At 62.0% G+C, this 5,220-nt stretch carries 6 protein-coding genes; 5 read left to right on the top strand and 1 reads right to left on the bottom strand.

The window, feature by feature from the left end:
• The 3 genes from ACNPM8_RS10645 to ACNPM8_RS10635 form a co-directional block, all read left to right on the top strand.
• On the top strand, positions 1-316 hold a 316-nt coding region (locus ACNPM8_RS10645; RefSeq protein ID WP_448939821.1), incomplete at its 5' end, for a helix-turn-helix domain-containing protein.
• Complete coding sequence (locus ACNPM8_RS10640) at positions 313-1,191, top strand: hypothetical protein (protein WP_448939820.1); 879 nt, start codon at positions 313-315, stop codon at positions 1,189-1,191. The genes ACNPM8_RS10645 and ACNPM8_RS10640, both read left to right, overlap by 4 nt.
• 130 nt (positions 1,192-1,321) lie before the next feature.
• The gene (locus tag ACNPM8_RS10635; RefSeq protein ID WP_448939819.1) at positions 1,322-2,557 is read left to right on the top strand and encodes an aminotransferase-like domain-containing protein; all 1,236 of its coding nucleotides are present in this window, start codon (positions 1,322-1,324) and stop codon (positions 2,555-2,557) included.
• Positions 2,558-2,684: 127 nt separating this feature from the next.
• Here the strand turns inward: ACNPM8_RS10635 and ACNPM8_RS10630 are convergent, their stop codons facing one another.
• Complete coding sequence (locus ACNPM8_RS10630) at positions 2,685-3,617, bottom strand: LysR family transcriptional regulator (protein WP_332727529.1); 933 nt, start codon at positions 3,615-3,617, stop codon at positions 2,685-2,687.
• A gap of 30 nt (positions 3,618-3,647) precedes the next feature.
• Here ACNPM8_RS10630 and ACNPM8_RS10625 point away from each other — a divergent pair, with 30 nt between their 5' ends.
• On the top strand, positions 3,648-4,748 hold the full coding sequence (locus ACNPM8_RS10625; RefSeq protein WP_448939818.1) for a YeiH family protein: 1,101 nt from the start codon (positions 3,648-3,650) through the stop codon (positions 4,746-4,748).
• 117 nt (positions 4,749-4,865) lie between these two features.
• The coding region (locus ACNPM8_RS10620; RefSeq protein ID WP_448939795.1) for an IS110 family transposase at positions 4,866-5,220 on the top strand (355 nt) is incomplete at its 3' end.

Genomic DNA, 5,220 nt, shown 5'->3' with positions numbered 1-5,220 from the left:
CCGCCGCGCGCTGGACGAGTCGGATGACACGACCGTGTTCGTCAACGGCACCGCGTTGAAGTTGCCCAAAGAAGCGCACCAGGCGCTGATCGAGGTGCTTTCACGGTTTGCAGATGGCGAGTCCGTCAGCATCGGCACACCCGAGCTGCTCCTTAATACTTCCCAAGCAGCCCAAATGGCCGGAATCTCCAACAGCTACCTGCGCAAGCTGGCCGACGCCGGGATCATTCCAGTGGAATACCGCGGCACCCATCGCCGCATTCGCCCAAGCGCCATCCAGCAGTGGCTGGATTCCCGCACCGAAACCGAGAAATGAGCCAACCAGCCAGCGAATCCGCCAGCGCCCCGCAGGAGGTCGTTTGGTGGGATCGCCTGCTCATCCGGGTCCCGGGCTATTCCCTGTTCGCATGGCTGGGCGCTTACGGCATGTACCAAGCCGGGGACATTACCTTGGGTACCGCAGCGCTGCTCTTTTTCGCCCTCGCCCTTCCCTTGCTGGCCGGTTGGCAGATCTTCCAGGTCCTGCGCAGCCGCCGGCGCATCCAGTTATGGCGAAACGCCCAGCGGATCTCCCAAGGCAGTTTGGGTGTTCCCAACGTGGCCGAAATCCGCGCGAAGCTCGACCGGATTATCAGCATCCGGGCTCATGGCCCGGAACCGAAGAAGCCACGTTTCGGCGGCCTTGCACTTTTCGCAATGATCCTCGGGATCGCCGGGATAGCCATCACTGCGGGAATCTTGCTGGCGAAGCTTGGCCTTGCCGGCCTGTCGACGTTCGTCGTTATCGGCTTGCTTGTGGTTGCCCTGCGTCCGTTGCAACTCATGGGCGTCCAGAACCGGGCGTACCGAGCAGTGGTTTCTATTCCCAGGAAGATCGCCGAGGTTCGCAACCTGGTGGTGCGGGAGCGCCAGGTTTCCAGCGGGCAACGCAGCACGCAAGCTGCCGACAGTGCGCTGGATTCGTCCCTGATGATCATCGATGCTGCCATTGCCCAGTTCCGGTCCGGAAATTTCCGGGCCTCGGCGGACTGCGTCGATTTGCTGGTCCTCCTGGCCGGGCAGTGCTGGCTGCCCGGCAGCAAGCCCCGAATTCTAGCCGAGACACTTCATAGCCGCGTCAATGCGGCACTGGGCCAGCTGAGTATCGAGGAACGCAACGCCTCGCGCTGGAGCAGAGAACCACGTTGCTGAAAGTGCAGCTCTTGCCAAGCCTTGAATTTCCTGCTGGAATACCAAAGTATTCTATTTGAAAACAATTCTTGTGCCGCACCCAGCGCAGGAACCCCGCTCCCCCGCCCCGGGAGCCTTGCCGAGGAGAACCATGACCACCGCATCAGAATCGCTGACCACTTCGCACGAATCCTTGCTATCCGAGCGCGCGGCCGGAATCAAGCAGTCCGCGGTGCGCGACGTATTCGAGCTCTCCTTGGACCCTTCCCTGGTATCCCTGGCCGGAGGCAACCCCTACCTGCAGCTGCTCCCGCTGGAAAAGGTCGGTGAAATGGCCCGGCGCATCATCGTCGAGCAGGGTCCCGAAGCATTGCAATACGGCTCCGGACTTGGCACTCCTGAACTGCGTGCACAAATTATCGATGTCATGGCAGCTGAAGGCATCACGAACGTGGGGGTCGAAGATGTCGTGGTCACCAACGGCTCCCAGTCAGCACAGGACATGGCCTGCAAGGTCTTCTGCAATCCCGGAGACACTGTGCTCTGCGAAGATCCGACCTATGTCGGGGCCCTGAATACCTTCGAGGCCTACCAGGTGTCCGCCCGCCCCGTGGGCACCGATGCAAATGGCTTGATTCCTGACGCCTTGCGTGCGCGCATCGCCGAATTGCGCGCCGCCGGCGAGCGCATCAAATTCCTCTACACCATCCCGAACTTCAACAACCCATCAGGGATCACTCTGGCGGCCGAACGCCGCCAGGAAATCGTGGACATCTGCCGCGAAGCCGGCATCCTGATCCTGGAAGACAACCCGTACGGAATGCTGCGCTACGAGGGAACCCCTGCGCCTACCCTGCGGAGCCTGGACCCGGAAAACGTCATCTACATGGGTTCCTTCTCCAAGATCTTCGCGCCCGGCCTGCGCATCGGCTGGGCAGCGGTCCCGACCCACCTTTTCCGCCGCTTCTACCTGGCCGGCGAGGCGGTAGCCCTGTGCCCACCGACCTTGAACCAGATGATCATCAGCGCCTACCTCAACGAGCATGATTGGAAGGGGCAGATCACCAAGTACAACGACCTGTACCGTTCCCGCCGCGACGCGATGCTCGAAGCATTGGCCAAGTACCTGCCGGCAGGCGTCACCCATACTCGTCCCGAAGGCGGCTTCTTCGTTTGGTTGACCTTGCCTGAAGGCATTGACACCTACGCGTTGCTGCAGCAGGGCGTGAAGGCCGGGGTCATCTTCATCCCAGGCGCGGCATTCAGCCCGAGCGGCCAAGCCGACAACAAGCTGCGATTGGCTTTCTGCTCCGTTGACGAGAAGACCATCGACGAAGGCGTCCAGCGACTGTCGGGCCTGCTCAACAACGAGATCTTGAATCTCTAAGTCCGGAGGCTTGTACCGGGAGCTCACGGCCCGGTACAAATGGCCGCCCTTGCATCCTTGATGGGAAGCTTGCTGTCCGCCTCCTGGCCAAGTCCGCACAGTTCCAAGCCGGGGCCTGGATCTCCGGCTAGCCCTGCGCAATCCGTGATTCCACGGAAATCTCAAGCAGCTTCTGCTCGGTCGCTTTCAAGACACGGTGCGCAGGCCATATCGCCCGCAGCTCGCGCAACAGCGCCGGCCCAGCAAACGGGATCTCGACGAGCAGCCCCTGCTCCAACTGGCTCTCTACCGCCAAATGGCTGAGCACAGCGGGCCCCATTCCGCGCGCCACGCACTGGCAAATCGTTGCGTTCGAGTTGAAGACAGCGACCGGATTCGGGCGTTCAGCATGGGCAATGTAATCCAAGAATGCCCGGGTGCCGGAGCCTTCCTCGCGTTCTATCAGCGCCGTGCTTTGCAATTCGTGCAGGCTCAGCGGTTCCTTCCGTTGTGCCCAAGCATGTGAAGGCGACGTGACCACGAGCATTTCATCGTGAAGTACCTGCCGGCTTTTCAGGCCCAGAGGAATGTGAGGGGTCTCCACGAATCCTAGTCCCAATTCCTCCTGCTGCACTGCACGAATAACATCTTGGGAATTCATGATCTTCATTCGAGGGATGACTCGTGGCAGGGCACGATGCAGTAGTCCGATCCAATTTGGCGCCAAGAATTCAGCCACCGTCATGCTGGCTCCGAATTCCAGCTCTCCCTCTCCGGTTTCAGCCAGCGAGCGCGCGCCAGCGGCGAAGGTTTCCAGGCTGTCCAGGACTTCACGAGCCCATTGGACGGTCAGCACTCCCTCTGCGGTCAAGCGCGATCCGGTGGTCTTGCGTGCCACAAGCTGGTATCCCAGCCGGCGCTCCAACGTTTTCAATGCGCGGGTGGCATTTGGCTGCGCCATCCCGGCCGCACGGGCACCGGCGCTCAGGCTCCCGTGATCGGCTATGCCGACCAGCAACTCCAATGAGGAGGGTTGAATCCAGCGGGCAATGTCTTCGAGAGATGACGAGCTGCTTTCCATATCATGATCATATGTCCGCGATAGCAAGAAGTGGTATACCGCAATTCGCCAAGCCGGAGAACAATTATTTCCATCCACGACTCCACAAGTCCCGTCGAAGAATCTGCCATCACCAAACCTGACCAGTCCGGACATCGAAAACCTGCTTCGCGTTTTGCTCCTGCTCTTCCGGGACTGCTCCTCTGCCTTGCCGCCGGCATCTTGTGCATGTTCGCCAGCCGCTACATCCATGGCCTGAGCGCCCTGCTGCTGGCTATCCTGCTCGGTGCGCTGTGGCGCAATCTTGCCCCGGTTCCGCAGGCTTTTGCCCCCGGCACGGCAATTGCCGGCAAGAAGCTGCTGCGCCTGGGCATTGTACTGCTGGGCTTGCAGCTCTCGCTGGGCACCATCCTCGGCCTGGGCCCCGGGGTACTGCTGGTGGTGGCTCTCTCGGTTGGCATCACGTTCTTGGCCACCTTGTGGATCGGCAAGAAGCTCGGCATGGAACTGCCGCAGCGTCTGCTCATCGCCACCGGCTTCTCCATCTGCGGTGCCGCCGCGGTCGCAGGTGCGGAGAACGTCGTCAAGGCCAAGCAGGATCAGGTCGCCACCGCGATCGGGCTGGTAGTGCTCTTCGGGACATTGATGATTCCGCTCATGCCCGCGGTGGGCTTGCTGCTCGGGCTGGATGAACGCAGCATCGGCATGCTCATCGGCGCGTCCACCCATGAGGTCGCACAAGTCGTCGCCGCCGGCGGGTCGGTAGGTGCCGGCGCCTTGGCCGTGGCGGTGACCGTCAAGCTGGCCCGGGTGGTCCTGCTGGCTCCAATCATTGCCGGCGTCGGCGTCTTCATGCGGCGGCGCCAATCGGTGCAAGGCGGCAAGTACCCGCCACTGGTGCCGCTGTTCGTGCTCGGGTTCCTGGTGGCAATGCTGCTGCGCACCACCGGGCTGGTTCCCGAGGCGTGGCTTGCAGCTGCGGCCAGCGCGCAGACGCTCCTGCTTGCCGCGGCCATGTTCGCCTTGGGGCTCGGGGTCCACCTGCGCAGCATCGTAAAAACCGGCGGACGTTCATTGCTGCTGGGGTTGCTGTCCACCTTGGTGATCATCGCCGTGTCGATAGGCGGAACCCTGCTGTTCCCGCCGGCCTAGACCCTATGAGTAAGAGGTTTTTTCGCCAGGCCTCTTGCGGATCAGGGCCTCACGGTGCAGATTCGTGGATCATCCCCGAGAACGGCTCGGGGATGCCGACATGCAGCGGAGGCCCTGATGTTTACCCAGCGTACTGCGATCGGACTGGATGTGCACGCACGATCCATCCGCGCAACAGCCCTCGACACCCGCACGGGTGAAGTCCTCGAAGCGAAACTCCCCGGCGGGAACGAAGCCGTCACGACATGGATCAACGGGATCGCTGCCGACCACGGACCCGTCGCGGTCGCCTACGAAGCCGGTCCTACCGGATTCAGCCTCGCACGCACCCTCGCGGGCATGCACTACCCGGTGACCGTCGCGGCCCCGTCGAAGCTCCTGCGCCCTTCCGGGGACAAGGTCAAAACCGATGCCCGCGATGCCCTGCTGCTGGCACGACTGATCAAAGTCGATGAACTCGTGGCAGTGCGCG

Source organism: Glutamicibacter sp. AGC46, from assembly GCF_053543715.1.
The sequence above is the reverse complement of the archived record's forward strand: the minus strand, read 5'-3'. Positions and strand labels throughout refer to the sequence as shown.